The organism is Micromonospora sp. SD12 (assembly GCF_052068495.1).
GTDB lineage: Bacteria > Actinomycetota > Actinomycetes > Mycobacteriales > Micromonosporaceae > Micromonospora > Micromonospora echinofusca.
In genome coordinates, this window is the sequence record NZ_JBQHDF010000010.1 from 22,450 (window position 1) to 46,166 (window position 23,717).

Annotated in this window: 16 protein-coding genes and 1 pseudogene; 6 read left to right on the top strand and 11 right to left on the bottom strand. The window is 72.8% G+C overall.

Annotation, left to right across the window (positions count from 1 at the left end; all coding sequences use genetic code 11):
* Positions 1-25 precede the first annotated feature (25 nt).
* Positions 26-1,216 (bottom strand): ATP-grasp domain-containing protein, encoded by a 1,191-nt coding sequence (locus ACTMS2_RS19650; protein ID WP_441176702.1) that lies wholly within the window; start codon positions 1,214-1,216, stop codon positions 26-28.
* A gap of 1,079 nt (positions 1,217-2,295) precedes the next feature.
* On the opposite strand from ACTMS2_RS19650, the gene ACTMS2_RS19655 reads away from it, so the two are divergent.
* On the top strand, positions 2,296-5,988 hold the full coding sequence (locus ACTMS2_RS19655; protein WP_441176703.1) for a non-ribosomal peptide synthetase: 3,693 nt from the start codon (positions 2,296-2,298) through the stop codon (positions 5,986-5,988).
* 125 nt (positions 5,989-6,113) lie between these two features.
* Positions 6,114-9,824 carry a non-ribosomal peptide synthetase gene (locus ACTMS2_RS19660; RefSeq protein WP_441176704.1) on the top strand — a complete coding sequence of 1,237 codons (3,711 nt, stop codon included), beginning with the start codon at positions 6,114-6,116 and terminating at the stop codon, positions 9,822-9,824.
* Between the two features lie 560 nt (positions 9,825-10,384).
* On the opposite strand, the gene ACTMS2_RS19665 is transcribed toward ACTMS2_RS19660, so the two are convergent.
* The 5 genes and pseudogenes from ACTMS2_RS19665 to ACTMS2_RS19685 all read right to left on the bottom strand — a co-directional run bounded on the left by ACTMS2_RS19665 (position 10,385) and on the right by ACTMS2_RS19685 (position 14,030).
* A complete protein-coding gene (locus ACTMS2_RS19665; RefSeq protein WP_441176706.1) occupies positions 10,385-10,510 on the bottom strand; it encodes a hypothetical protein in 126 nt (41 codons plus the stop codon).
* A 104-nt stretch (positions 10,511-10,614) separates the two neighbouring features.
* Positions 10,615-10,776 (bottom strand): annotated as a pseudogene (locus ACTMS2_RS19670) (SAM-dependent methyltransferase); the annotation flags it as partial.
* Between the two features lie 227 nt (positions 10,777-11,003).
* Entirely contained in the window at positions 11,004-11,699 is a 696-nt protein-coding gene (locus ACTMS2_RS19675) for an HAD-IA family hydrolase (protein ID WP_441176707.1), read from the bottom strand.
* Between the two features lie 37 nt (positions 11,700-11,736).
* Positions 11,737-12,870: a Gfo/Idh/MocA family protein gene (locus tag ACTMS2_RS19680; protein WP_441176708.1), complete on the bottom strand. Its 1,134-nt coding sequence runs from the start codon at positions 12,868-12,870 to the stop codon at positions 11,737-11,739.
* Positions 12,867-14,030 (bottom strand): DegT/DnrJ/EryC1/StrS family aminotransferase, encoded by a 1,164-nt coding sequence (locus ACTMS2_RS19685; RefSeq protein ID WP_441176709.1) that lies wholly within the window; start codon positions 14,028-14,030, stop codon positions 12,867-12,869. The genes ACTMS2_RS19680 and ACTMS2_RS19685 overlap by 4 nt, the downstream gene beginning before the upstream one ends.
* 335 nt (positions 14,031-14,365) lie before the next feature.
* Between ACTMS2_RS19685 and ACTMS2_RS19690 the strand changes: the two genes are divergently transcribed.
* From ACTMS2_RS19690 to ACTMS2_RS19705, 4 genes are all read left to right on the top strand, one after another.
* Positions 14,366-14,797 (top strand): type II 3-dehydroquinate dehydratase, encoded by a 432-nt coding sequence (locus ACTMS2_RS19690; RefSeq protein WP_311413974.1) that lies wholly within the window; start codon positions 14,366-14,368, stop codon positions 14,795-14,797.
* A 91-nt stretch (positions 14,798-14,888) separates the two neighbouring features.
* Positions 14,889-15,242, top strand: a complete 354-nt coding sequence (locus tag ACTMS2_RS19695; protein ID WP_441176710.1) for a DoxX family protein — start codon at positions 14,889-14,891, stop codon at positions 15,240-15,242.
* A gap of 9 nt (positions 15,243-15,251) precedes the next feature.
* Positions 15,252-16,187: an ROK family protein gene (locus ACTMS2_RS19700; RefSeq protein WP_441176712.1), complete on the top strand. Its 936-nt coding sequence runs from the start codon at positions 15,252-15,254 to the stop codon at positions 16,185-16,187.
* Between the two features lie 12 nt (positions 16,188-16,199).
* The gene (locus ACTMS2_RS19705) at positions 16,200-16,760 is read left to right on the top strand and encodes an NADPH-dependent FMN reductase (protein ID WP_441176713.1); all 561 of its coding nucleotides are present in this window, start codon (positions 16,200-16,202) and stop codon (positions 16,758-16,760) included.
* Between the two features lie 95 nt (positions 16,761-16,855).
* Here ACTMS2_RS19705 and ACTMS2_RS19710 read toward each other — a convergent pair whose 3' ends face one another.
* From ACTMS2_RS19710 to ACTMS2_RS19730, 5 genes are read right to left on the bottom strand one after another with little or no spacing between them, the layout of a single operon-like run.
* The gene (locus ACTMS2_RS19710) at positions 16,856-18,364 is read right to left on the bottom strand and encodes an MFS transporter (RefSeq protein ID WP_441176714.1); all 1,509 of its coding nucleotides are present in this window, start codon (positions 18,362-18,364) and stop codon (positions 16,856-16,858) included.
* Positions 18,361-20,169: an IucA/IucC family protein gene (locus ACTMS2_RS19715; RefSeq protein ID WP_441176715.1), complete on the bottom strand. Its 1,809-nt coding sequence runs from the start codon at positions 20,167-20,169 to the stop codon at positions 18,361-18,363. The genes ACTMS2_RS19710 and ACTMS2_RS19715 overlap by 4 nt, the downstream gene beginning before the upstream one ends.
* Positions 20,166-20,732: a GNAT family N-acetyltransferase gene (locus ACTMS2_RS19720; protein WP_441176821.1), complete on the bottom strand. Its 567-nt coding sequence runs from the start codon at positions 20,730-20,732 to the stop codon at positions 20,166-20,168. Before ACTMS2_RS19720 ends, ACTMS2_RS19715 begins: the two co-directional genes overlap by 4 nt.
* Positions 20,733-20,737: 5 nt before the next feature.
* On the bottom strand, positions 20,738-22,036 hold the full coding sequence (locus tag ACTMS2_RS19725; protein ID WP_441176716.1) for a lysine N(6)-hydroxylase/L-ornithine N(5)-oxygenase family protein: 1,299 nt from the start codon (positions 22,034-22,036) through the stop codon (positions 20,738-20,740).
* Between the two features lie 27 nt (positions 22,037-22,063).
* Complete coding sequence (locus ACTMS2_RS19730; protein WP_441176717.1) at positions 22,064-23,620, bottom strand: pyridoxal phosphate-dependent decarboxylase family protein; 1,557 nt, start codon at positions 23,618-23,620, stop codon at positions 22,064-22,066.
* Positions 23,621-23,717 lie beyond the last annotated feature (97 nt).

Here is a 23,717-nt window from a genome sequence, read left to right on the forward strand (position 1 = left end):
CCGGCACGGCCCGGGGGACGACACGTCAACTGCCCAGCGCCCGCTGGATCTGCGCGATCAGCACGCCGCAGGCGTACCGGTCCGAGGCGCCGACCATGCCGACGATGCTCGCCGGCAGCGGTCCGTTGTCCGTCTCCGCCGGGTCGTGGTGCATGAACACGACCAGCTCCCCCCGGTCGATGAACGGCGCGAGGATCGGCTCGGCGTCGACGCCGGGGGCCAGCGAGAAGAACGTGGTCATGGCGCACCGGTGCTGGCCCAGCAGCGAGCTGCGGTGCAGGACCGAACTGGTGGCCCCGCTGACCCGGAAGTTGGGATCGATGACCCGCAGTTCGCCGTCGCGGCCGATCCCGGCGTCGAAGGAGCAGTACCCCCGGTACCCGAGCGCACTGGCCTTTCGGACCCCTACGGTCAGCGCTTCGATCAGCTCCGCCGGCGGCTGGTCGTCGTCCATCACACAACCGACCCACGTCGACGTGGGCTGCGGCAGGTGTACGGACGCACCGAAGTAGTGCACCGCTCCGCTCTCCGTCACGCCGAACTGGAGGCCCCAGATCGTCCGGAAGGGCACCTCCTCCTCGACGATCCACCGGTCGCTGACCTGTTCGAGCTGGTTGAACAGCGACCGGTTCCGCCGGTCCTGCAAACGCCTGGTGAAGATCGCGATTCCGCTGTAGACCTCGACGCCTGCCGGTTTGATCACCGCCGGTCGGCGGTCCTGCCGCACGATGCGGCGCACCTCCTCGGGGGTGGCGACCTGGCGACGGGGCAGGTATTCCGGTGCGAGCAGTGTCTCCAGCACGGTCTTGTTGTTGAGGCGGGCCAGCAGCTCCGGCGACACCCGGGCCTGCGCGGCCCGCAGGTGCGGATCGTGCGGGGGAAACTGGAACTCCAGCGTCTCGCCCCGCTCGGCGGCGTCGCGGGCGAGGCGCACCGCCTGCGCGCCGGAGCGGAACTCGCGCAGATCGCTCGGCGTCTTCAGACCGCACCGGCTGATGAGCCGCAGCGACTTGTCGGCACTGGATCCGGTGCTGCAGATCGCCGCCGACTGGTGCGGGAGGGTCAGATGGAGGCCGGTGATCATGTCCAGCCCGTTGTGCAGGGCGGCGCCCGCGCCGGCGAGATAGCGGCTTCCGGCGGTCGCCACCGGGTCGGGCGGCCGGGCGAGGACCACCCCGTCGTGGGCGAACACCTGTACCTGGATAGGCCCGTGCATTTGGATCTCCTGACATGCCGGCCCACAGGGGGCCTCGGGGTGGCACGAAGTCCGGGTGCCCACGACCACGAACAGCGGAGAACGTGGACGGTTGCGGGGCTCCCGGTCCTGATGAGGCCGCTCGGCCACGAGAGTCGGGCGTGCCGCGTGCACCGACCGGACGGTCTCAGGGCTGGACCGGCCAGGTAGCGGGCTGGCTTGTGGTCAGCGCCGCGTCGGCGGGGTGCACACCATCAGTCGGTGGCTGACGTGCAGTCACCGACTTGGTCATGATCGGGAAAGCATAGTCAGTCCTCATTGCCCGGGGATGGGCCGGTCAGCCGGACACGGGCGGCCCTTTTCGCGACTGGAATCGCCAGTTCTCCAAGCCGGCCCGTCGACTCGGGCTGACCAAAAAGACGCTTTCCGAAAAGGGCTGCGGGACCATTCACCGCCGAACCCGGACAATCGCACACCGACCATCTCGGAGGGCACCTACCATCCACTATAGAAAAGATATAGCGGCATGTGCTTTCACTGAAAGGTTGGCGCATCCGAGCGGGATCGTGATCGGCAATTCGGATGGACCACCCCGCTGAGCAGGGCACTTTGGCGATCGGGCCGCGACGAGGCCGTACGGGGACCCGGGCGGCTCGCCGCCGCCGACGGATCGCGGCGGTCCCCGGCGGGCGATCTCCGGCTGACGGACTAGGGGTCGACGTGCGCATCTCTAGGGGTGTACGCCACTCCACGGGGCTTCGTAGGGTCGGGCCCCATCGGTTCGTCGTTCCCTTTTCAGTGCACCGGATCGGGGACGAATGTGGGTGCGCGACGCCCGGACGGACGGGAGGTGCCGGTGACCGGATCACACCGATCTGCTCCTTTCGATCAATGACGCGGCCGCGGCCCGGGATCCGGACGGTGACCCCGTCCTGATCGCGCGGCGGTTCCCGCACGCCGGCCGCCCGACCGGACCGCACGCCCCGCGAACCGCTCCTGCCGCGCCGACCGGAGTCCGCCCGGCGGTACGGCACCTCGGCTGACCGGCCGTTGCGGCCCCGTGCCTTCCGGTCGCCACCTTTCGATCGGAGGTTGAGCTGATGTCTGTCGGGTTCGATGGTGCCCGGAGCGTGGCCGGTGCGGTTGACGCCGGGACCCTGGACCTGGTGGGGGACCTGCGCCGGCCGACGGTGTGGCCCGCCCGGGCGGCCTCGGAGTTCCGGGCGCTGGACCTGCCCGGCCTGCCGGACGTCGGACCGGCCGTCGACGTCGTGCTCGCCGGGCTCGTGGCGGTCCTGGCCCGCCACACCGGTCAGGGCGAGGTGGCGGTGGGGCTGTCGTCGGGTGGGGTGCTGCGGGTGGACATGGCGGGTGACCCCGGTTTCGCCGAGTTGACGGCGCGGGTGGGTGCGGCGTTGGCGGCGCCGGTCGCGTTGGGTGCCGGTGTGGTGGGTCCGGTGGTGGTGGGTGTGGTGGACGTTCCGGTGGCGGAGGTGGGGCCGGGTGTGGTGGGTGTGGATCTGGTGGTGACGGTGGCGTCGGACGCCTCGGCGGTGCGGGTGGATTACGCGGTGGAGGGTTTTTCGGGGCAGTGGGTGCGGGGTCTGGTGGATCAGGTGGTGGTGTTGGTGTCCGCGGGGTTGGCAGGCTCGGGGGTTGGTGTGTCGGGGTTGCCGTTGGTGGGTGATGCCGAGCGGGAGCGTTTGTTGGCGTGGGGTCGGGGTCCGGTGCGTGAGGTGCCGGGTGAGCCGATCCACGAGTTGGTGTTGGCGTGGGCGCGGCGTTCGCCGGAGGCGGTGGCGGGGGTCTTCGGCGGGGAGGTGTTGACGTACGGGGAGTTGGATCGCCGGTCGGGGGTGGTGGCCGGGTATCTGCGTGGCTCGGGTGTCGGCGTCGGTGACGTGGTGTCGTTGGCGTTGGATCGCAGCCTGTGGACATTGGTGGCGACGATGGGTGTGCTGCGGGCGGGGGCGGCGTACACGCCGATGGACGTGTCGTGGCCGGTGGAGCGGATGCGGATGCTGCTGGCCGACCACGGCGCGCGGGTGGTGCTCACCGTCGGCGAGGTCGCCCCACGCATCCCCCGCCCCGACGGTGTACGGGTGGTCGCCCTCGACGACGACTGGCCCGCCGTGGAAACGGCCGACGCGGTCGACCTGCCACAGGTGCCGGCAGACGCACCCGCGTTCGTGATCTACACCTCGGGCTCCACCGGCACCCCGAAGGGCGTCGTACTGACCCACGACAAACTCACCAACTTCCTGGCGTGGATGACCGGCGAGTGCGCCATCGGCCCCGAGAGCCGCATGCTGCACTCGGCGGCCCCGGTCTTCGACGCCGCGTTCGGGGAGATCTTCGCGACGCTCACCGGTGGCGGTCGCGTCGTCGTCTGCTCCCGCGACGACCTGCTCGACGCGCGCCGGCTCACCGACCTCGTCAACACCCACGACGTCACGCACACGTTCGGGCCGGCCACGAACATCGCCCCGCTCGACCCGGCCGCCTGCCCGGGCCTGCGCTGCATCATCTTCGGCGGCGAGGCCGTCCCGCCGCAGCTGGCCCAGCGCTGGCTGGCGGCCGGTACGCGGGTGGTGAACGCGTACGGGCCGGCGGAGATCGCCGTGGCGTGCACGTGGTTCGACGCGTCGGCCGGCTGGGGCGGCGCCTACGTGCCCATCGGCTGGCCCATGCCCAACCGCCAGATCCGCGTCGTCGACACCAACCTCGACCTCGTCCCCATGGGCGTACCCGGCGAAATCCTCATCACCGGCCACGGCGTCGCCGACGGCTACCTCAACCGCCCCGAACTCACCGCCCAACGCTTCGTCACCGACCCCCACAGCGGCGCAACCGCCTACCGCACCGGCGACCTCGGCCGATGGAACGCCACCGGCGCCCTGGAAATCCTCGGCCGCATGGACCACCAGGTGAAGGTCAACGGCATCCGCATCGAACTCGGCGAGATCGAAGCCGTGCTCGAACAGCACACGGACGTCGGCACGGCCGTCGTCGTGCGCCGCGAGGACAACGGCACCGCCCGACTCGTCGCCTACGTCACCGGACGCAACGGCCGTACCCCCGCCGTCGGCGACCTGCGTGCACACGCCGCAGCTCTGCTGCCCGCCTACATGGTCCCCGCCGCCATCGTGGTCCTCGACCGCTTCCCCGTCGGCGGCACCGGCAAGATCGACCGTAACGCGCTGCCCGCACCCGACACCCAGCGCCCCGACCTCGGTGTCGAGTACGTCGAGCCGACGACGAACTCCGAACGCCTCGTGGTGGGGGTGTTCGCGACCGTCCTCGGCATCGACCGGGTCGGTACGCGGGACAGCTTCTTCGACCTGGGCGGTACGTCGTTGCAGTCGGCGGCGGTGGCCACGCGCCTCGACGAGGCCGCGGACGTCGTCGTGCCCGTCTCGCAGATCCACCGCACCCCCACACCACAGGGGCTCGCCCGGTGGCTGACCACCGCGCCCCGCCGGGTGGACACCGGCGTGAGCGCCGGGCAGGCCCGTCAGCGTCCCGGTCCGGTTCCGCTCGCGCAGCAGGTGGCGAAGTGCCTGATGTCGCCGCTGGAGGTCGTCGTCCCGGTCACCTGGTGGATCGAGGGGGAGCTGGACCTGCGGGCGCTGATGGCGGCGCTCGGCGACGTGCACCGCCGGCACGAGGCGCTGCACGCCCGCTACCGCCGCACGGATCCGCCGGTGGCGCTCGTGCCGCCGAACCCCGGCATGCCGCAGCTGCGGCTGCTCACCGACGCCGCCACCGAGCAGGAGGCCCTGGACCAGCTCGCCGACGCCGTGCAACAACCCCTCGACTACACCCAGGGCCGCAACTGGCGCGCCGCCCTCATCCGCGACAAGTCGACCGGACGCGTCCTGTTCGGCGTCGGCATCCACCACATCGCCTTCGACGGCTGGTCGTACGCGCTGCTGGTGCGGGACCTGAGTCACGCCTACACGGCGCGGTTGTCGGGGACGGCCCCCGAGTGGGCGCGGCCCGCGCCGACGCTGCGGCAGTCGTACGAGGAGTACACCCGACTGCGCGACGCCGCCGACCTCGAAACCCAGCGGGCCTACTGGCGCGAACAACTGCGCGGCCTGCCCCGCCAGGGCAAGGGTCCGGTCACCGCCCCGCTGGAGCAGGCGCTGGCCTGGGGCCCGAAGGCCGGGCACACCGTCACCGTCACGCCCGAGGTCATGCAGCGCTGGGACCGGGCCGCCCGGGAACAGCGGTTCAGCCGCTCCAGCTACTTCGTCGCGGCATTCGCCTCGGCGCTGCGCGCCATCCACCAGCAGGACGACATCGGCCTGCTGATGGTGGTGGCGAAGCGGGGCAGCCGCGTGCTCGACTCCGCCTTCACCACCCGACTCAACCTCAACTGCGTCCGGGTGCGCTTCGACGGGCCGGAGGACGACAAGCTCGTCCTGCGGGTCAACGAGACGATCACCGACCTCATGCGGGCCCAGGACATCCCCTTCGCGGAGACCGCCGACGACCCCGCCGCCGGGCTCTCGGGCGAGGTCGTCGCCAGCCTGCCGACGTTCGTGTTCCAGGACAACGTGGTCGTGCCGCTGGAGTTGCCCGGCTGCCGGACCGAGGAGGTCGTCGACCCGTACGCCCGGGAGGTGCCCAACGGGCTCACGGTCGAGGTGCTGCCCCGCCTCGACCACGCCCTGCTGCGTGTCACCATCCGCACCGACTACCTGCCGTACAGCTTCGCCGAGGAGCTGAACGGGCACATGCTGCGCTTCCTCGAAGCCGGGCCCGCGGTCTCCCCCGCCGCCGGCTGAGCGTCCGTCCGTATCAAACTGCTCTCCCATGCCGACGGTGCGGAAGGCCGCGTCCCCGGCAGTCCTGCTTCTACTGTCCCGGGGTACCCGAGCGGGTGCTGCCGGCCCTGATCGGAGGTTGGCTCATGTCTGTCGGGTTTGTTGGTGGCCAGGCACAGGCCACGGGTCTCGCCGGGCTTGGTACCGACTTCGAGGCCCTCGACCTGATGGGCGACCTGCGTCGGCCGCTGGCGTGGCCGGCCCGGGCGGCGTCGCAGGTGCGGACCTTGCAACTGCCCGTCCCGGCCGGCGTGGAGCCGGCCGGGACGGTGGTGCTGGCGGGACTCGTCGGGGTGCTGGCCCGGTACACCGCTCAGGGGGAGGTGGTGCTGGGCCGGTCCTCGGGTGGATCGGTGCTCCGGGTAGGTGTGGCGGACGATCCGGCGTTCGGTGACCTGGTGAGCCGGGTGGGTGAGGCGTGGGCCGCGCCGGTGGTGACCGCCGGTGTGCTGGGTCCGGTGGCGGTGGGCCTGGTGGACGGCCCGGTGGCCGAGGTGGGTCCGGACGTGGTGGACGTCGACCTGCTGGTGACCATCGCCTCGGACGGCTCCGGACTGCGGGTCGATTACGCGGCGGAGGGTTTCTCCACCGACTGGGCACGGGGCCTGCTGGACCAGACCGGGACGCTGCTGTCGGCCGGGATGTGCGAACCCGACGTCCCGCTGTCCGGGTTGCCGTTGTTGGGCACGGCCGAGCGGGACCGGCTGCTCGCATGGGGCCGGGGGCCGAGCTGCCCGGTGCCGGGCGAGCCCCTCCACGAACTGGTGCTGGAGTGGGCACGCCGGACGCCGGACGCGGTCGCGGGCGTCGCCGACGGCGAGGTCGTCACGTACGGGGAACTGGCCCGCCGCTCGGAACTACTGGCCCGCTACCTGCGTGCGGTCGGGGTCGGGGTCGGGGACGTGGTGTCGCTGGCGTTGGACCGCAGCATCTGGACCCTCGTCGCCACCCTGGCGGTGCTGCGGGCGGGAGCGGCCTACACGCCGATGGACGTGTCGTGGCCGGCAGAGCGGATGAAGATGCTCCTGGCCGACCACGGCGCCCAGGTCGTGCTCACCGTCGGCGAGGTCGCCCACCGCATCCCCCGCCCCGACGGCGTGCGGGTGGTCGCCCTGGACCATGACTGGCCCGCTGTGGAGGCGGTCGAAGCGGTCGACCTGCCGGTGGTGGACGCCTCCCAGCCGGCGTTCGTGATCTACACGTCCGGATCGACCGGGACGCCGAAGGGCGTCGTACTGTCCCACGACAAGCTGACGAACTTCGTCACCTGGATGCGCGACGAGTGCGCGGTCGGCCCGGACAGCCGGATGCTGCACTGCTGCGCCCCGGTCTTCGACGTGGCCCTGGGCGAGATCTACACCGCGCTGGCCTCCGGCGCCCGCGTCGTGGTCTGCTCGCGGGATGACCTGCTCGACGCCCGCCGGTTGACGGAGCTGATCGCCAAGGAGCAGACCACCCACGCGTTCTGCCCACCCACCAACCTCGCCGCCGTCGACCCGGCCGACTGCCCGAGCATGTCCTGCGTGACCCTCGCCGGGGAACCCATCCCGCCACGCATGGCCCAACGGTGGATGGCCGCCGGCGCCCGCCTGATCAACGCCTACGGCCCCGCCGAGGCATCCGTCGCCTGCACGTGGTTCGACGCCAAGGCCGGCTGGGGTGGCGCGTACGTGCCGATCGGCTGGCCCATGCCCAACCGCCAGATCCGCGTCGTCGACCCCAACCTCGACCTCGTCCCCATGGGAGTCCCCGGCGAAATCCTCATCACTGGCGCCGGGGTCGCCGACAGCTACCTCAACCGCCCCGAACTGACCGCGCAACGGTTCGTCACCGACCCGTACGGCGGCGGGGTCGCCTACCGCACCGGCGACCTGGGCCGGTGGAACGCCTCCGGGGCGCTGGAGATCCTCGCCCGGATGGACCACCAGGTGAAGGTCAACGGCATCCGCATCGAACTCGGCGAGATCGAAGCCGTCCTCGAACAGCACCCGGACGTCGGCACGGCCGTGGTCGTCCGCCGTGAGGACCGGGGCGTCGCCCGGCTGGTCGGTTACGTGACCGGGCGCGACGGCCGGGCCCCGGCCGTGAGCGAACTGCGGGAGCACGCCGCGACGGTGCTGCCCTCGTACATGGTTCCCGCCGTCATCATGGTGCTCGAAAGGTTCCCCGTCGGCGGCACGGGGAAGATCAACCGGCGGGCCCTGCCGGAACCGGGCTCGCAGCGCCCGGACCTCGGCGTGGCCTACGTCGAAGCCGCGACCGCCGAGGAACGGCTGGTCACAGGTGTATTCGCCTCCGTACTCGATATCGATCCCGTCGGCACCGAGGACAGCTTCTTCGCCCTCGGCGGCACCTCCCTGCAATCAGCCGCCGTCGCCGCCGCCATCGACGAGGCCGCCGACGTCGTCGTACCCGTCTCGCAGATCCACCGCACACCCACCCCACACGGCCTGGCCCGCTGGCTCGCCACCGCACCCCGCCGGCCCAGGGCCGAACCGGAACCGCCCGTCACCGGACGTCCCGCCCCGACCGGGCCCGTCCCGCTGACCCCATCGGTCGCCAAGTGTCTCGTGCTCCCGTTCGAGCTGGTCTGTCCGACCACCTGGTGGATCGAGGGCGAGCTGGACCTGCGCGCGCTGATGGCGGCGCTCGGCGACGTGCACCGGCGGCACGAGGCGTTGTACGCCCGCTACCGGCGGGTGGACCCGCCCGTGGCGATCATCCCGCCGAACCCGGGGATGCCCCAGCTCCGGCTGCTCACCGACGCCGCGAGCGAACAGGAAGCACTCGACCAACTCGCCGAGGCGGTGCAGCAGCCGCTGGACTACACCCAGGGCCGCAACTGGCGGGCCGCCCTGATCCGGGAGAAGTCCACGAACCGGGTCCTGTTCGGCATCGGCATCCACCACATCGCCTTCGACGGCTGGTCACACACCCTCCTCGTTCGCGACCTCAGCCATGCCTACACCGCACGGCTGTCCGGCGCGGCCCCGGTGTGGGCGCGACCCGCGCCCACCCTCCGCCAGTCGTACGACGAATACACCCGACTCCGCGAGGCCGCCGACCTCGACGCGCAGCGGGCCTACTGGCGCGAACAGTTGCGCGGGCTCGCCCGCCAGGGCGAGGGCCGACCCCAGGAGCTCGTGGAGCAGACCCCGATCTGGGGCCCCAGGACCGGGCACATCGTCGCCGTCCCCGCCGACGTGTTGGACCGCTGGGACCGGGCCGGCCGCGAACAGCGGTTCAGCCGCTCCACCTACTTCGCCGCCGCCTATGCCTCCGCGCTGCGCACCATCCATCAGCAGGACGACATCGCCCTGCTGATGATCGTCGCGCAGCGCGGCAGCCGGATCCTCGACTCCGCCTTCACCAGCAGGATCGGTTCCAACTGTCTTCGGGTCCGGTTCGACAGCCCCGAGAAGAACCTCGTTCGGACCCTCCAGCAGACCGTGGACCGGCTGATGGCGGCCCAGGACGTCACCTTCCTGGAGATGACCACCGACCCGGTCCTCGGGATGTCCCGCGAGGTGATCAACAGCCTGCCCTCCTTTGCCTACCAGGACAACCTTGTCCTCCCGCTGAAGCTGCCCGGCTGCCGAACCGAGGAGGTCGTCGACCCGTACGCCCGGGAGTGGTCGGGTGGCTGTGTCGCCGAGGTCCTGCCCGGTAACGGGGGCGCCCTGCTTCGCGTCACCATCCGCACCGATCTGGTCCCGACCCCGGTCGCCGAGATGTTGGCCACCAACATGCTGCGCTTCCTGGAGGCCGGACCGGAGGCCGCCGACCAGGCGGACTGAGCGGCCCTCGCCGGAGGCCGCCCCGCCCGGCCCGCCACCGTCACGCCGACGGTGGCGGGCCGGTCGCGGAGCGAGAGGACGCCGGCGACTGGGCCGGGGGGTGGCAGCGCGACGGCGACGACGATCGACCGGCCCGGCGAGCCAAGGGTTTCCGGCCTTTCCGCCTCCCTCTTACCGGGTTCGCCCCGCCAGGCCCGCCGGATCGTGCGGTGCCCCGGTTGTGCGGTGCCGAGTCGTGGGTGCTGTCGATCTGCCGCTACAGACGGGGCATGGTGCGCGGCCCGGTTGGTCGCATACACGGGGCAGCTCGACAGCGTCATACCAACACGGCCGCCGGTCCCGCGATCGCCGCGTGACCCGGCAGCCGGGCCAGCCGGGTAACTGCCGAACGCCAACCGGTAGGTCGGCGTGACCTCGAACTCGGCCCCGCGTGGGGCTGCGTCGAGACCACGAACGTCCCCGCCCCGACGTCCCGATACCGACGTTGCCCGGAGCGGACAGGTCCGGGTGGGGAGCCCAGTCGTCCTGCTTGGCGTCCGAGGGCTGGTTCGGCTGCTGCGTCAGCTCATGTCGATGTCGTACGCCTCCTCGTGCACGTCGGCGTCCTGGTGCCGGTGCAGTCCGAGAAGCAGGTCCCGCCACGGTTCCTTCCAACCCACACCCGCGGCGTCAAGAACGAGCGTCACCCGGCGGCGGTTCGCCGTGCCAGACGCGAAGCAGCCGGCGGCGGCCGACCACGACGGCGACGCCGAGCGTGACCAGCGCGCCTGCGGGATCCGTTCCCGGCCGGCGCGTTCGCCGCGACCGCGGCGTACGGCCGGTGGGTGCCGTCGCCGGGCCGGTGCAGGCGCTCGACCTCCGTGAAGCCGGTCCGCGTCAACCGCGCCGAGAACTCGTCGACAGGCCAGCGGTAGGCCGTCACGACCTTGTGGTCGAAGGCGACGACCTCATCCACATCCCACCGGCGTCGGTGAGCTCCTCGGGCAGGCGCGGGTCGACCAGGCCCTCGGGGTCCCGCACCACCGTGACGCGGTGCCCCACTGTGCCCTCCGGGTTGTCCGGGGCGCCGATACTGCTCCCGGGCGACGGAGTGTGTCGTGGTCACTCACGACGGGCAGCGGACCGGCCGGCCCGAGCGGGGAGGTCCGTGTCGGCCCGGCATCCAGCGACCGGGGTCGGTCAGTGGATGAGGGCCGCCGGGCAGTGCGCGAGCAGGTCCGTCGGGGCGTGCAGGACCAGGTCGGGGCCGGCGGCGAGCAGCGCGGCGACGTCCCCGCCGTGCCACGTGGTGGCCACGGCGGTCGCCCCGGCGTCCCGACCGCTGAGCAGGTCGATGACCGCGTCGCCGACCATCATCGCCTGCGCCGGCGGCACGTCGAGGTGGCCGAGGGCCTGGAGCACGATGTCCGGGGCCGGCTTCGGGCGGGCCACCTCGTCGGAGCCGATCACCTGGTCGAACAGGCCCAGCACGCCGAGCGTGTCCAGCAGGGAGCGGGCCCGGGGCCCGCTCTTGCCGGTGGCGATCGCCATCCGGATCCCCCGCGAGTGCAGCGCCTCCAGGGTCTCCCGTACGCCGGGGAAGAGCGGCACCAGGTGGGCCATCCGGTAGCTCTCCCGGACGAACGGTTCCTCCATTTCCAGCGGCAGCCCCATCAGCCGCATGATGTCCGGGAAGTACCGGCCCATGTGCCGGTTGTACTCCTCGAACGGCGCCGGCCCGTCGCCCACCACCTCGGCGTACGCGATGCTGAACGCCTCCCGCATGACGGCCGAACTGTCGACGATGACGCCGTCGAGGTCGAACACGACCGCGCGGATCGGGCCGCGGGCCGGCGACGGCGCGGTCACCTCTACGGTGGACGATGGATGGCTCATGGCTGCTCCCGGAAGCGAGTGGGGCCGACGGTGGTTCTCACCGGTCGCGATGGCCCGCCAGCGCGTGCTGCCGCTCCGGCCGGATGGGCCGGGCGGACTGGTAGATCCGTTCGATGATGTCGATGGTCCGGTGGGCCTCGGCGACGGCTGCGCCGCGGGACGCCGGGTCGGCGAGCAGCGCGGGCAGCTCGTCGAGCTGGCGGTCGTACTCGGCGCCGATCGGCTCCTCGGGCAGCGGCAGCCGTACGGTCTCGCCGTCACGGGTGCGGGTCAGCACCGGCGACGGCTCCCGGTTGGGGCTGAACCCGAACGTGCAGCGCAGCGTCGCCGATCCGGCGGCACCGTGCACGGTGACCGTGGTGCGGTCCAGCGACTCGTGCGAGGCCCAGCAGGCGTGCAGGGCGACCGACGCCCCCTCGGCGGTGAGCAGGAAGCCGCGCGCGGTGTCCTCGACGTCGCCACGGTCACGGCCACCGCCGCCGGCGTCGCTGCGCCAGGCGGCGTGCGCGGCGCTGTCGTTGACGAAGTCGTCGGAGACGCTGCCGATGGCGTGGGTGACCCGGGTCGTACCGAGCATCGGCAGCACCGTGTCGAGCAGGTGCCAGCCGAGGTCCACCAGCGCTCCCCCGCCGGACAGGTCGCGGCGGGTGAACCAGCCGCCCGCGTCGGGCACCCCCCGGGCGCGTACCCACGCCACGTCGACGTGCCGGATCGGGCCCAGCCCGCCGGCCACCCCGGTCAGCGCCCGGATGTCGGCCCGGTAGCGGGCGGCGCTGCCGGCGAGCAGCACCGCGCCGCCCTCGCGCTCGGCCTCGGCCAGCAGGGCCGCCTCGGCGGAGGTCAGGCAGACCGGCTTCTCCAGGAACACCGGCACGCCCCGGCGCAGCAGCCGGACGGCGACGGCGGCGTGCAGGTGGTTCGGCACCGCCACCACCACCAGGTCGGCCGCCCCGGCCGGCAGGTCGTCGACGTCGGCGTACGCGGACGCGACGTGGTGGGTGTCGCGCGCCCGGTCACGTACGCCCGGCTCCGGGTCGACCACGGCGGTCACCTCGAAACCCGGATGCGCGGCGAGCCGGGGCAGCCAGATCTCCCGCCCGGCCCAACCGAGGCCGGCCACCGCGACCCGCACCGGTCGGTCCGACGCGGCGGCCGGGGGCAGGGCGGTCATCCGGCGAGGACGTCGGCGAGCACGGCGGCGATGTCGTGCATCTGCTGCTCCGTGCCGAGCAGGGTGCGGTGGTGCAGCCAGATGCAGTCGGAGTGGATCTGCTCGACGTTGGGGCAGCGGGCCGCGATCGCCTCGACCGACTCGTCGGGGGCGCCGGCCTTCCAGAAGCCCTCGCACCGGTAGATCGCGCGGAACGCCACGAAGGCCGGGACGCCCCGGGCGATGAGCGCGTCCACCACCGCGCGGCGGCGCTCCATGGTGATGCCGGGAACCCGGAACATCGCCATGTAGTGCGGGTTGCGGTCCGTACGGGGGTCGGTGGTCTGCGGGACGACGCCGGGGATCTCGGCGAGCAGGCGCGACAGCAGTGGCCAGCGCTGCTCGCGTACGGCGATCTGCTCGTCCAGCCGGGACAGTTGCGCGCGCAGCACGGCGGCGGTGAACTCGCCCATCCGGTAGTTCGAGCCGGTGGTGCCGTGCAGGTAGTCCCGGTCGGTGCGGGGCCGGCCGCAGCTGTGCACGAGGAACGCCCGCTCGCGCAGCTCCTCGTCGGGGAAGACGACTGCTCCGCCCTCGCCGGCGGTCATCAGCTTGCCGTTCTGGAAGCTGAACGCGGCCACCGAACCGAGCGCGCCGGCCCGCTTGCCCTGCCACTGCGCGCCGTGGGCGTGCGCCGCGTCCTGCAGCAGCGCCACGCCGGCGTCGGCGGCGAGCTTGTCCAGCGCGTCCATGTCGGCGAACTGCCCGGCCATGTGCACCGGCATGATGACCTTGGTGCGGGGCGTGATCGCGGCCTCGACGGCGGCCGGGTCGACGCAGTAGGTGTCCAGGTCGACGTCGACCGGGACGGCGACCGCGCCGAGGCGCTGGGCGGCCAGCGAGGACGAGATGAACGTGAAGGCCGGGACGATCACCTCGGTGCCCGGACCGACGCCCAGCACCTCCAGCGCGACCTCCAGGGCGTGGGTGCCGTTGGTGACGGCGAGCGCGTGGGGCGTGCCGTGGTAGTCGCCGAACTCGCGCTCGAAGGAGTCAACCTCGCTGCCGCCCATCCGCCACCACTGGCCCTGTTCGAGGGCGCGGATCAGGCCGGCCCGCTCCTCGTCGCCGAACTGCGGCCACTCGGGGAACTCCGACACCGTCGAGGGCTGACCACTCATGACTTCCCACTTCCCAACTCGGGCAGACCAGGGGCTTCGCCGGACCATCGGCCGGGACGACCCGGGACCGCCGGTACGCGGTCCGGGCACACCGGGGCGCCGGATGGCCGGTACGAGGTAGGTGACGCTGCCGTTGGAGCCGGCGTCGTCGCTTCAGCAGGGAGGACGGTAACCGACCCGGCAGCGCGGTCACCGCCCCTAACAGCCCCTAGCCACCCCTTAGTCCGCCCGTGCCAGGGCCGCCGCCGGTTCGCCCGGCGCCCCGGGCGTAGTAAGACTGCGTGGACCAGTCATCGGGCCTTGTCGGGACAGGGCCGCGCCCCGCGAGGTGAAGTGTGTCGGACGTGCTGCTGCTGAACGGCCCGAACCTGGGCATCCTCGGCCGACGGGAGCCGGAGATCTACGGCACCGACACGTTGGACGACATCGAACGCGCCGTCGGCGAGGAGATCGCGGGGCGGGGCTGGCGGGTGGTGGCCGAGCAGCACGACTGCGAGGGCGCCCTGATCCGCGCCATCCAGGACAACTACGACACCGTGGGCGCCATCGTCAACCCGGGCGCCCTGATGATCGCGGGCTGGAGCCTGCGTGACGCCCTGGCGAACTACCCGCGCCCCTTCGTCGAGGTGCACCTGTCCAACGTCTGGGCCCGGGAGAGCTTCCGGCACGATTCGGTGATCGCCCCGTTGGCGAGCGGCGTCATCGTCGGGCTCGGGTCGCTGGGCTACCGGCTGGCCGCCCGCGCCCTCGTCGCGACCGTCCGGTGACGACCGCGGGCCCCGCCGTCGGGTCCCGTCTGCGCCGCCACGGCAGCGGTACGGTCGTCCGCACGTCCCGACTCTTCCCAAAGGACCTCACGTGCACATTCCCATCCTCGTCCTGACCCTCATCCTCGCCGCGGTGTTCGTGGGCACCGCCGTGCCGAAGCTCACCGGGCAGGCACAGATGCGCGAGCGGATGGACCACCTCGGCGTCTCGCCCGGGCTGACCCGCGTGCTCGGAGTGCTGGAACTCGCCGCGGTCGCCGGCCTGCTGCTCGGCCTGCTCTGGCCGCCGCTGGGCATCGCGGCGGCGATCGGTCTCGCCCTGCAGATGGTGGGCGCGGTCGTCTACCACGCCCGCGCGAAGGACCCGGCCGCGATGACCCTGACGCCGGTGATCTTCGCGATGGCGGCCGTCGCGCTCGTGGTCCTGCACGTGCTGCAGGGCTGAGGCCCGGGCGTGACCGGTCCACAGCGGACGCCCGGTGTGCTGGGCGTCGACGTCGGCGGTACCAAGGTGGCGCTGCGCGCGGAGGCGGCCGGGCGGCCGGCGTACGAGCGCAGCTTCCGCTGGCCGCCCGGCGCCGACCTCGGCGAGGACCTGGCCGCGCTGGCCGCCGAGGTGGACCGGCTGCGCGACGCGTGGGGGCCGGTGGGCGCGGTCGGCGTGGCGATGCCGGCGACCACGGACCCGGCGGGCACCGTCACCACCTGGCCCGGGCGGCCCGGCTGGGCGGGGCTCGACCTCGCCGGCGCGTTGCGCCGCCTCTTCCCGGACGCGGCGACCGCCGTGGCCGACGACGGTGACCTCGCCGCGCTGGCCGAGGCCCGACGCGCCGGCGCGGACGACGTGGTCTACCTGGGCGTGGGCACCGGGATCGGCGGCGGCGTGGTGCTGGCCGGGCGGTCGGTGCCCGGCCGGTCCTCCGCCGAGATCGGTCACATGGTCGTCGCCCTCGACGGCGAGCGCTGCGACTGCGGCCGGCGCGGCTGTCTCCAGTCGATCGCGTCCGGCCCCGCCACCCTGCGCCGGGCCGGCGCCGGCCGGGGCGCCGAGGTCAGCTTCGAGTACCTGCGGGCGGCACTCGACGAGCGCCGGCCCTGGGCGGTGGCGGCGGTCGACGCGAGCTGCCGGGCGCTGGCGGCGGCGGTGGTGAGCCTCGGCGAGCTGCTGGACCCGGCGCTGGCGATCGTCGGCGGCGGGTTCGCCGCCGGTCTGCCCGACTTCGTGCCGCTCGTCGCCGAGCGGGCCCGCGCCGCCGGCCGTCCCGGGCGGCCGGCGCCGCCGGTGCGCGCTGCCGCCCTCGGCGCGACGTCGTCCCTGCACGGCGCGCTGGAGCTGGCCCGTGATCTGGCCGGCCTGCCGGTGCCCGTGCGTCCCGTCCCCACCCCGTAGAGGAGATCAGCCATGGTCAGGATCGGTGTCATCGTCGGCAGCACGCGGCCGGGCCGCAAGGCCGACGCCGTCGCCCGCTGGGTGACCGACGTCGCCGCCAAGCGGAGCGACGCCACGGTCGAGCTGGTCGACATCGCCGACTACGACCTGCCGCACTTCGACGAGATGCTGCCGCCGTCGATGGCGCCGTCGAGGCGCCCCGCCGTACGCCGTTGGGCGACGACCGTCGCCAGCTTCGACGGCTTCGTCTTCGTCACCCCGGAGTACAACCACTCCATCCCGGGCGCGCTCAAGGACGCCGTCGACTTCCTGTTCAAGGAGTGGCAGCATGCCGCCGCCGGCCTGGTCAGCTACGGCGTGCACGGCGGCACCCGGGCGGCGGAGCACCTGCGGCTGGTGCTGGGGCAGCTCGGGGTGGCCGACGTCCGCTCGCAGGTCGCGCTCTCCCTGACGACCGACTTCGTCAACTTCCGCGACTTCCGGCCTGCGGCGCACCAGGAGCAGGCCCTCGGCACCGTACTCGACGAGGTGGTCGCCTGGGCCGGCGCGCTGCGTACGCTCCGCCGGGGCTGAGCCGCCCACCCGCTCGGACCGGGCGTCCCGGGGTCTGGCGGCGGCCCCGCCCGCCTGGCGCCGACCGGCGTCGCCCGGGAGCGGACGCCCCCGGGTCAGCCGGCCCGCTCGGCGCGGCGCAGCAGCGCGGCGGCGACGCAGCCGCCCGCGAAGACGGCCACGGCGCCGACCGTCTGACCGGTCTCCAGGGCGGAGCGGAACGCGTCGGAGACGAGCGCGCGCTCCGACTCGCTGCGCGCGGCGGCCAGCGCGGCGGGGAACGAGCCGGCGCCGGCCACGGCGGCCGGCAGCAGGGCGGCGAACCGGGCGTTGAGGATGGCGCCCAGCACGGCGACGCCGAGGCTGCTGCCGACCTCCGTCATGGTGCCGTCGACGCCAGCGCCGGCCCCGGCCTTCTCCGGCGGGATCGCGCTCATCACGGCCTCGACGATGGCGGGGTTGGCCACGGCGCAGCCGGCGCCCATCACCAGCAGGCCCGCCAGCAGCACCGGGTAGCCGTCCGTCGGGGCGTGGGTGATCAGGGCGAGACCGCTGGCGAGCAGCGTCATGCCGAGGGCGATCGACCACGCCAGCCCGAGTCGGCGGATCACCAGCGCCGCGACCCCGCCGACGTTCAGCAGGACGATGGAGAGCGCGAACGGCATCATCCGTAGGCCGGCCTCCCAGGCCGGGTACCCGCGCACGAACTGGAGGTGCTGGGTCAGCAGGAACAGCGCGCCGGTGGCGCCGAACGTGATCAGGACGACCCCGGAGACCGCCCCCACGAAGCGGGGGTTGCGGAAGAAGTGCATGTCCAGCATGGGGTCGGCGACCCGCCGCTCCCAGGTCACGAAGGCGGCGAGCAGGAGCACTCCGGCGACCGCCGCGCCCAGCACCCCGGCGGCGGTCCAGCCCTGCTCCGGCCCGGCGATGATCGCGTAGACGACGGCGGTCAGGCCGGCCGTGGAGAGCAGCACCCCGCCCAGGTCGAGGCGGCCGCGGGTCGGCTGGCGCGACTCCGGCACGAGCGCCCACGCCGCCACCAGGCAGACCAGCACGATCGGGACGTTGACCAGGAAGATCGCCCCCCACGGCAGGTGGGCGAGCACGAGCCCGCCGAAGGGCGGCCCGGCCGCGAACCCCAGGGCGCTCGCCGCCGCCCAGAGGCCGATCGCGCGGGTCCGCTCGGCGTCGTCGAAGACCTGCATCGCCACCGCGAGGGTGGCGGTGACCAGCAGCGCGCCGCCGATCCCCATGCCGGCGCGGGCGGCGATCAACTGGCCGCTGGACCCGGCGAGCCCGGCGGCCAGCGAGCCGAGCCCGAACAGCACGAGCCCGGCCAGCAGCATCCGGCGGCGGCCGTACCGGTCGGCGGCGCTGCCCGCGGTGAGCAGCAGGCCGCACTGGACCAGCGCGTACGCGTTGATCATCCACTGCACGTCGGCGGTGCTGGCGGCCAGCTCGGTGGTGAGCACGGGGATCGCCACGGTCAGCACCGTGTTGTCGAGCACCACGGTGACCTGGGCGAGGCAGAGCACGGCGAGGATCAGCCACCGGCCGCGTACCCGCCCGTCGGCGCCACCGACCGGTGGTTCCGCGGCCGGCGCGAGCGTCGTGGTCGTCATCGGGCCGACGGGGCGAAGCGGGCGATGGGGTTGGTCAGGGTGCCGACGAGTTGCAGCGCGGCCGACGGGTCGGCCAGGTCGACCATCTGCTGGTTGTTGCGCAGCTGGAGCCGGTTCAGGCAGGACAGCGCGAACTCCGGGGCGAACAGGTCGTAGCGCCGCAGCCGCTCGGCGAGGTGCGGGACGCTGTCGGCGTAGTCGGCCGCGCACTCGGCGACCGTGCGCCAGAAGGTCTCCTCGTCGAGGACGTCCTCGGTGACGAGGATGGCGCTGAGGTAGCGCAGGAAGCAGTCGAAGACGTCGGTGAAGATGGACAGCAGCTTCATGTCCTCCGGCACGTCGGCCCGGACCCGTCGGACCTGCGGCGGCAGGTCGGCGTCGGGGTCCATCACCACGATCTCCTCGGCGATGTCCTTGAAGATCGCCCGTTCGACCGTCGCGCCGTCGAGGACGAGGATGACGTTCTCGCCGTGCGGCATGAAGGCCAGGTCGTGGGCGTAGAAGCTGTGCAGCAGCGGGGTGAGGTAGGCGTCGAGGTAGCGGCGCAGCCACGCCTTCGGCGCCAGGCCCGAGCGGGCGATGAGCGCGGCGGCGAACGAGCGGCCGTCGCGGTCGGTGTGCAGCAGCGACGCCATGGTGGCCAGCCGCCGGCCCGGCTCCAGCGCGGGCACCGGGCTCTCCCGCCACAGAGCGGCGAGCATCTTGCGGTACGGGGAGTACCGGTCGGTGGCCGCCTCGTACTCCAGGTGCCGGTAGCCGACGGCGGCCCGCTCCCGGATGATCGTCAGCCCGGTGCCCTTGAGCACCTCGTCGCCGTCGATCAGCTCGGCGAGCCAGTCGTTGATGGCCGGGGTGGCCTCCATGTACGCGGCCGACAGCCCCCGCATGAAGCCCATGTTCAGCACGGACAGCGCGGTCTTGACGTAGTGCCGGGTCGGGTCGGTGACGTTGAAGAAGGTGCGGATGGACTGCTGGGCCAGGTATTCGTCGGGGCCGGGGCCGAGGCAGACCAGCCGCCGCTGCGCCACCTCGGCGGCGAAGGTGACCGAGATCCTGTTCCACCACTGCCACGGGTGCACCGGGACGAGCAGGTAGTCGGCCGGATCGAGGCCGAGCCCGGTCAGGGTGTCGGCGAACCGGGCGAGGGTGTCGTCGCCGAGTTCCGCGCGGATCAGCGTGTCGTAGTCGAGGTCGGCGGCGCAGGTGAAGGTCGTCCGGTCGCGGTGCGCGGCCACCCAGATCAGCCGCACCGGGTTGCCGGCCTCCGGGGCGTACGCCCGGTATTCGTCGACGCCGAAGCCGATGCGGCCGTTGTTGGCGACGAAGCCGGGGTGGCCCTCGGTCATCTCGGTCTCGATGGTCTGGAAGTCCGCGTCGGCGAGCTCGGCGGCGCTGACGGCCGGCTTGCCGAGCTTGTACGCGGTGCTGGCCAGGGTGGAGCTGATCTCCTCCAGGTAGACGGGGAGGATCTGGTCGGTCAGGCCGAGCGCGCCCCGCAGGTCGAGGCAGAACTCCAGGGCGTCCAGCGGCAGCTCGGTGTCGCCGCGGTGGCGGGTGATGCTGTCGGCGTCGATGCGCCAGTGGTCGAGGGCCAGCAGGCTCGCGATGAACCGGTAGACGACCTCCCCGTCGTCGCCGCGCACCTGGTACCGGCGCGCGGCGGGGGCGGGCTCGTCGCCGGGGACGGGCTCGGGCGCGAGGAGCCGCTCGTGGGCGAACTCGGCCAGCGCCTTGCGGACCAGCAGCCGGTTGGCGTGGGCCCAGTTCGCGGGCGTCAGGTGGGCCACGGATGCGAGCGGGTTCACGCGGGCACGTCTCCTCGGGTTGCGGCGTGGAACTGGTCACGGGTGCAGACGCTGAGCAGCGCGTCCTTCTCGGGCTTGCGGATCGGGCCGATGACGGTGAAGCCGACGGCCGCGTTGAGCGCGTGCACCGCCGTGTTGCGCACGTCGGGCTCCACGACGACCCGGCGGGTGGCCGGGTCGGCGAAGAGCCACGCCATCACCGTCGTGATCACCGCCAGGGTGAAGCCGTGCACCGGGGCGTCGGCGGGGGCGCAGAGGAAGTGCATGCCGACGTCGCCGTCGGCCGCGTCGTAGAGGCCGACGAGTTCGACGTGGGCGGGGTCGTACCGCTCGGCGAGGAACGCCGGGCGGCCCTCGTGCAGGCCCAGGAACGCGTCGTGGTGCGGATGCGCGGCGATCCGCCGGTACTCCTCGGCGACCCGCGCCACGTCGGCGTCCTGCATGAGCCAGAACGCCGCCTTCGGGTGGGTCACCCAGCGGTGCAGCAGCGGCGCGTCGGCGTCCGGATCGAGGGTACGCAGGGCGAACTCGCCGAGCCGCTCGTCGACCCGGCGGTGGACCACCTCGGTCACGACGCGGCCCCGGCCGGCACGCCGAACTCCTGGAAGGCGATGCCCTTCTCGATCGGGTAGTGCTCGCGGCCCAGCAGCTCCCGGATGATCCAGGAGTTGCGGTACGGGCCCATGCCCAGGTCGGGCGAGGTGACGCTGTGCGTGTGGGTGCCGGCGTTCTGCAGGAAGATGCCGCGTCCGGTGTGGTCGATGCTGTAGTTGCGGGCCACGTCGAAGCGCCCGTGCGCGTCCCAGCGGATGCGCTCGCGCACCGGCTCCAGGAACTCCGGTACGCGGTAGTGGTAGCCGGTGGCCAGCACCAGGCCCTCGGTGTCCAGCGTGAAGTCGCGCTCCTGCTCGACGTTGCGCAGGCCCAGCGTGTACGTCCCGCCGGACTCGTCGTACGCGGCGGCGGTCAGCTCGGTGTTGGTCAGCAGCCGGGTGCGGACGGGGCCGGGGATGCTCTTGGCGTAGAGCAGGTCGTAGATCTCGTTGATGAGGTCGGCGTTGATGCCCTTGAACAGCCCCTTCTGCTCGGACTCCAGCCGGTAGCGGGTGGGCTCCGGCAGGGCGTGGAAGTAGTCCACGTAGTCCGGCGAGGTCATCTCGAGGGTGAGCTTGGTGTATTCGAGGGGGAAGAACCGGGGCGACCGGGTCACCCAGTTGAGCTGGTAGCCGCACGTGTCGATGTCGGCGAGCAGGTCGTGGTAGATCTCGGCCGCGCTCTGCCCGCTGCCGATCACGGTGATGCTCCGCTTCGCGCGCAGCGCCGCCCGGTGCTCCAGGTACCGCGAGTTGTGGATCATGTCGCCGCCGAGGTCCGCGCAGGCGTCCGGCACGTACGGCGGGGTGCCGGTGCCGAGCACCAGGTGCCGGGCCCGGTAGGTGACCGACTCCCCCGTGGCCGCCACCGTGGCCGTGACGGTGTAGTGCTCGTCGGCCGGGTCGTAGCCGACGGCCGTGACCTCCTGCCCGAACCGGATGCTGCCCAGCTTGCCGGCGGCCCAGCGGCAGTAGTCGTCGTACTCGCTGCGCAGCGGGAAGAAGCTCTCCCGGATGTAGAACGGGTAGAGCCGCCCGGACTCCTTGAGGTAGCTCAGGAAGGAGTACGGCGAGGTCGGGTCGGCGAGCGTGACGAGGTCGGCGATGAACGGCGTCTGGAGCCGGGTCGACTCCAGCAGCATCCCGGGATGCCAGCTGAAGCTGTCCCGCGCCTCCAGGAAGATGCCGTCGAGTTCGTCGATCGGCTCGGTCAGGCAGGCCAGGCCCAGGTTGTACGGGCCCAGCCCGACGGCGATGAAGTCGTGCGTCGACATGCGGTTCTCCAGAGCGGGGGCGGATCGTCAGCCGACGGGGCAGGACAGCTCGGCGGTGGCCCTGGTCCGGGCATACCAGCCGGCGTGTTCGGCGATGAGGTCGAGGACGTGGGCGATGTCGTCCAGCGTGGTCTCGGGGTTGAGCAGGGTGAACTTGAGGTAGTGCGCGCCGTCGACCTTGGTGCCGGCGACCAGGCCGGCGCCGGAGGCGGCCAGCGCCTCGCGGGCGTACAGGTTGGCGTCGTCGACGACCTCCCGGCCGGCTGCGGCCGGCAGGTAGCGGAAGACCACGGTGCTCAGCTGCGAGCGGGTGACCACCTCGAAGCGGGGGTCCTCGGTGAGCAGTTGCCACGCGGCGGCGGCGCGGTCGATCACCTCGTCGAAGAGCGCGCCGATCGCGTCCGGCCCCATGATCCGCAGGGTCAGCCAGAGCTTGAGGGCGTCGAAGCGGCGGGTGGTCTGGATGCTCTTGTCGACCTGGTTGGGGATGCGCTGCTCGACCATCCGCGCGGGGTTGAGGTAGTCGGCGTGCCAGGTGGCGTGCCGCAGCACGCGCCGGTCGCGTACCAGCAGCGCGCTGGAGCTGACCGGCTGGAAGAACGACTTGTGGTAGTCGACGGTGACCGAGTCGGCCCGCTCGATGCCGTCGAGCAGGTGCCGCCGGGTCGGCGACACCAGCAGCCCGCAGCCGTACGCGGCGTCGACGTGCAGCCAGACGCCGGCGGCGGCACAGATGTCGGCGATCTGCGGCAGCGGGTCGATGGTGCCGAAGTCGGTGGTGCCGCCGGTGGCGACGACGGCCATCACCACCAGCCCCTCCTCCCGGCACCGGGCGATCTCCCGGGCCAGGTCGGCGGTGCGCATCCGCCGGTCGGCGTCGGTGGGCACGGTGATCACGGCGTCGGCGCCGAGGCCGAGCAGCTTGGCGGCCTTCTGCACGCTGAAGTGGCCGGCCGCCGAGGTGAGGATGCGCAGTCGGGACAGCAGCTCCGGGCGGGACTGCCGCTCGGTCGCCCGGCCGACCAGGTTCGCGCAGGTCTCCTCCCGGGCCAGCAGCATCGCCTGGAGGTTGGACTGGGTGCCGCCGCTGGTGAAGATGCCGTCGGCGGCGGGCCCCAGGCCGATCCGGTCGGCGGTCCAGTCGATGAGCCGTCGCTCGATCAGGGTGCCGCCGGCGCTCTGGTCCCAGGTGTCCAGCGAGGAGTTGACGGCGCTGAGCACGGCCTCGCCGAGCAGCGCGGGGATCACCACCGGGCAGTTGAGGTGCGCCAGGTAGCGGGGGTGGTGGAAGTAGACGGCGTCGCGCAGGTAGACGTCGTGCAGTTCGTCGAGCGCGGCCCCGCTGTCGCCCAGCGGCCGGTCCAGGTCGATGCCGGCGATCCGCGGCGCCAGCTCGTCCGGCGTCGCGCCCGTGAAGGGCCGGTCCACCTCGCTCACCCGGGCCGCCACCCGGCCGATCCCCTCGGCCAGCACCCGCCGGTACTCCTCGACCGAGCCGGCGGTGAACAGGTGGGCGCGGGCGCCGTCGGACCCGGGGGTCACCCCGGTCGAAGGCACCTGGACGGTGGATCCGGGCAGGCTCATGCGGGTCCTCAAACGGTCGGGAATGGACGCGGGGCGGGATGGCGGGACGTCACCGCCCGCCCGCAGTCGGTGATCGAGCGAGCTTAGGTTACCCTAA